The following is a 3,273-nucleotide window of genomic DNA, read 5'->3' as shown; positions in this document are numbered from 1 at the left end:
CAAAAGAGAGTAATAGATCAGAACGGCCGATCGCCGTCAAGCACTGAAAATAGCAAAATCAGGTGCGGAATGACGGGCATATCCTTCAACCTTTCAACATTTTGCTGGTGATGCATATTACATCGCACATAATTCAACACGAATCGGATTCAATACCTTCCTGGTTGAGAAAACGATTGTTTGCTTCCAATTTAAGGGTTTTTTTAACCGCAAGGTTTTATTCTTTCCTGGCATTGAGCGGAACTCGCAAGAGGTCCGCTTTTTTTCTTTTCTCCGAATCTGAGCCCGTCGTCAAGAATGGGGCGCAGTTTTGGTACTTCCTGCGCCACCGACCCCGGAAGGCAGTCCTTTATTCCCCCTGACCGACAAACAGCTTAGGGATCTCCCGCACCAGCCAGCTCTTGGCCTTGCCCATGGTGTCTCGCCGCCAGGCCAGCACGACCTGGATCTGGTGGCGATATTCGGGACTGATCACCTTGAGTCTGCCCGCCTTGATGTCCTCTTCAATCCAGCGCTGCGGCATGGTGCCGATGCCGAGCCCCGCCAGCAGGGCGTCCCGCTTCTCCCCCATGGTGCTGACGGTCAGGCGCGGCTGCTTGTCGAGCAGGCGGTAGGTGAGCACCGGCTTGCGCAGTGCCGTGTCGGCCACCGCGATGGCGCGATAGCGGCGCAGGGTCTCGTCCGCCAGGGGCTCGGGTTCCTGATGCAGGGGGTGATCGGGGTGGGCGACGTAGAGCATCACCTCCTCCCTGAGCACCTGGTGCTTGATGCCGGTCATGGCGATATCGGCATTGAGGGAGGAGATGAGCAGGTCGGCGCGGCCATCTTCCAGGCACTCCCAACTGCCCGCCAGCACCTCGGCGCGAAACCTCAGCCGGGTATCGGTCTGTTCGGCCAGCCGATCCACCAGGGGGTAGAGAGCCTGTACCGGCATCAAGGCATCGACGGCGATGGTGATGTCGGTCTCCCAGCCACGGGAGAGGGCCCTGGTCTCCCCCACCAGGTGTTCGGCCGCCTCCAGCAGCACCCGGCCCCGCTCCAGCAGCATGCGGCCCGCCGGGGTGAACTTGGTCCTGTGGCCGCTGCGGTCGAACAGCATGGCGTCCAGCTCGTCTTCCAGCTTTTGTACCGTGTAGCTCAGCGCCGAAGGCACCTTGCCCAGCTCGTCGGCCGCCGCCGCGAAGCTGCCACGGCGGTCGATGGCGTCCAGCACCCGGATCGCCTCCAGGGTCAGCGCCCGCTCCTTGTTCGATTCCTTGGCCATATCCAACCTTCAATTTTTTTGAATGTGTTTACCAGATTATCTCGCTAACAACTTAGGGGAAGTCACTTTAATATTCAATCAACGCTTAGGCAGGAACGCCTGGCAGCCAAATAAAAGGTAGTTCCGGGCTGAGACATCCCCAAACACGATGTCTGATGTCAGCAAAAGAACAACATAGTATTTGAATGATCTCTTGCATGGATGCATTGATTCGGGCCCAAGGGGCCTTGGCAATGACATAAAACCCAAGAGAGTGAATGAACATGAAAAACGTAATCAAGATGCTGGCCGTTGCAGGCCTGATGACCGCAGGTGCCGCCCAGGCTTCCGTTCCCGCTGACTTCAATGCCGCCCCGGGCGTGCTGTTCGTCAACTGGAGCGCTACCGCCGCGATGGACGGCAAGGCCAACCCCATGCTGGAGGTGCGCGACGAGTCCGGTGATCTGCTGGCTTCCGTCCACGCCAACCTGATGGGCACCCAGCAGGTCGCCATCCCGAGCCGCACCCAGGGCAAGCTGACGGTGAGCCTGGGCAACGAAAGCAGCAGCTACCGCATCCCCTTCGGTCTGGGTGACGGTCGCCAGCGTTAATGAACCAACTTGGTCAGTGAGGAGCACACCATGATGAAATTGAGAGCCGCAGAAGCACGGGGCAAGGCCAACTTTGGCTGGCTGGATGCCCGTCACAGCTTCTCCTTCGGTCACTACTATGACCCGGAATGGATGGGACACTCTACCCTGCGAGTCATCAATCAGGATCGGGTGGCGCCGGGTGGCGGTTTCGCGACCCACCCTCACGCCAACATGGAGATCCTCACCTGCGTGCTGCAAGGCACCATAGAGCACAAGGACAGCCTCGGCCACGCCGAGCAGATCCCGGCGGGGGATTTCCAGCTGATGAGCGCAGGGTCCGGCATCCGGCACAGCGAGTACAACCCCTCGCAGGCCGAGCCGCTCTCCTTGCTGCAAATCTGGATCGAGCCGAATGAACACGGCACGACCCCGGGTTATCAGCAGAAGAAGATTGAAAACAAGCCCGGGATGACGCTGGTGGCGTCACCGGACGGCGAGGCGGGATCCTTCAGGATCCGCCAGCAGGCCAGAGTGTGGCGTCTGCAGCTCGCAGAAGGGGAGACCCTGGAGTGGGCACTGCAAGGGCGTCATGGTTACCTGCACATGATTTCAGGGGAGCTGACCGGCAACGGTCTGGCTGCCCGACCCGGCGACGGGCTGCTCAGCCGCGACGAGTCGAGCTGGGTGCTCACCGCCTCCAGGGGGAGTGAAGCCCTGCTGTTTGACCTGCCTTGATAGAAAAATCTTGGCGAAATGAATGAGTTAACAATTAGCTTTTACACTGTAAATACCATGATGGTAAGCAAAGGAATATGACGATGGACAAGATGAAAGATGTGGCACTGCTGGTGGGTCGTGTACTGCTAGCGCTGATGTTCGTGATGGCTGGCTGGGGCAAGATCGGCGGTTACGCCGGTACCCAGGGTTACATGGAAGCCATGGGCGTGCCCGGGTTCATGCTGCCCCTGGTGATCCTGCTGGAGCTGGGTGGCGGTCTTGCCATCATGCTGGGCCTGTTTACCCGCAGCCTCTCCGTGCTGCTGGCCGGTTTCACCCTGATGGCCGCCTTCATCTTCCACTATCAGCCTGCCGAGCAGATGCAGATGCTGATGTTCATGAAGAACGTCTCCGTGGCCGGTGGTTTCCTGGCCCTGGCGGCGGCCGGTGCAGGGGCTTTCAGCCTGGATGCCCGCCTCGGCAAGCACTGGTAATACCCTGACGTTTCAAGTTTTCCAACGCCTTTTGGCCGGTGCCCTGCACCGGCTTTTTTGTGCCCGCTTCCCGGGGATGCCATCTGTGTGACGGCGCGCAGTCCGGACGCCACAAGTGCCTTTTGCATCTTATCCCCCGATCCCCGACATGAATCGCCCCTACTTTCCTAGACACCTCAAGAGCCTCAAACTGAGGTCAATCAGGAGGTGTTATGAGCAAGCAGCA

4 protein-coding genes are annotated in these 3,273 nt (G+C 59.2%); 3 read left to right on the top strand and 1 reads right to left on the bottom strand.

What is annotated here, in order from left to right; genetic code table 11:
- Positions 1 to 349: 349 nt before the first annotated feature.
- Positions 350 to 1,264 carry a LysR family transcriptional regulator gene (locus PG892_RS21900; protein ID WP_257707659.1) on the bottom strand — a complete coding sequence of 305 codons (915 nt, stop codon included), beginning with the start codon at positions 1,262 to 1,264 and terminating at the stop codon, positions 350 to 352.
- 257 nt (positions 1,265 to 1,521) lie between these two features.
- Here PG892_RS21900 and PG892_RS21895 point away from each other — a divergent pair, with 257 nt between their 5' ends.
- The 3 genes from PG892_RS21895 (at position 1,522) to PG892_RS21885 (ending at position 3,047) form a co-directional block, all read left to right on the top strand.
- Positions 1,522 to 1,854 carry a hypothetical protein gene (locus PG892_RS21895; protein ID WP_041211883.1) on the top strand — a complete coding sequence of 111 codons (333 nt, stop codon included), beginning with the start codon at positions 1,522 to 1,524 and terminating at the stop codon, positions 1,852 to 1,854.
- Between the two features lie 30 nt (positions 1,855 to 1,884).
- A complete protein-coding gene (locus PG892_RS21890; protein ID WP_270825860.1) occupies positions 1,885 to 2,571 on the top strand; it encodes a pirin family protein in 687 nt (228 codons plus the stop codon).
- Between the two features lie 83 nt (positions 2,572 to 2,654).
- Positions 2,655 to 3,047: a DoxX family protein gene (locus PG892_RS21885; protein WP_010675909.1), complete on the top strand. Its 393-nt coding sequence runs from the start codon at positions 2,655 to 2,657 to the stop codon at positions 3,045 to 3,047.
- Positions 3,048 to 3,273 lie beyond the last annotated feature (226 nt).

This window comes from Aeromonas sp. QDB68, assembly GCF_027707405.1.
Taxonomy (GTDB): Bacteria; Pseudomonadota; Gammaproteobacteria; order Enterobacterales; family Aeromonadaceae; genus Aeromonas; species Aeromonas caviae.
Note: the sequence above shows the minus strand (reverse complement) of the source record. Positions and strands in the feature narration are given on the sequence as shown.

Coding starts and splice junctions, on each gene's coding strand:
- PG892_RS21900 (WP_257707659.1), bottom strand. CDS start 1,264: ATGGCCAAGGAATCGAACAAGGAGCGGGCGCTGACCCTGGAGGCGATC.
- PG892_RS21895 (WP_041211883.1), top strand. CDS start 1,522: ATGAACATGAAAAACGTAATCAAGATGCTGGCCGTTGCAGGCCTGATG.
- PG892_RS21890 (WP_270825860.1), top strand. CDS start 1,885: ATGATGAAATTGAGAGCCGCAGAAGCACGGGGCAAGGCCAACTTTGGC.
- PG892_RS21885 (WP_010675909.1), top strand. CDS start 2,655: ATGGACAAGATGAAAGATGTGGCACTGCTGGTGGGTCGTGTACTGCTA.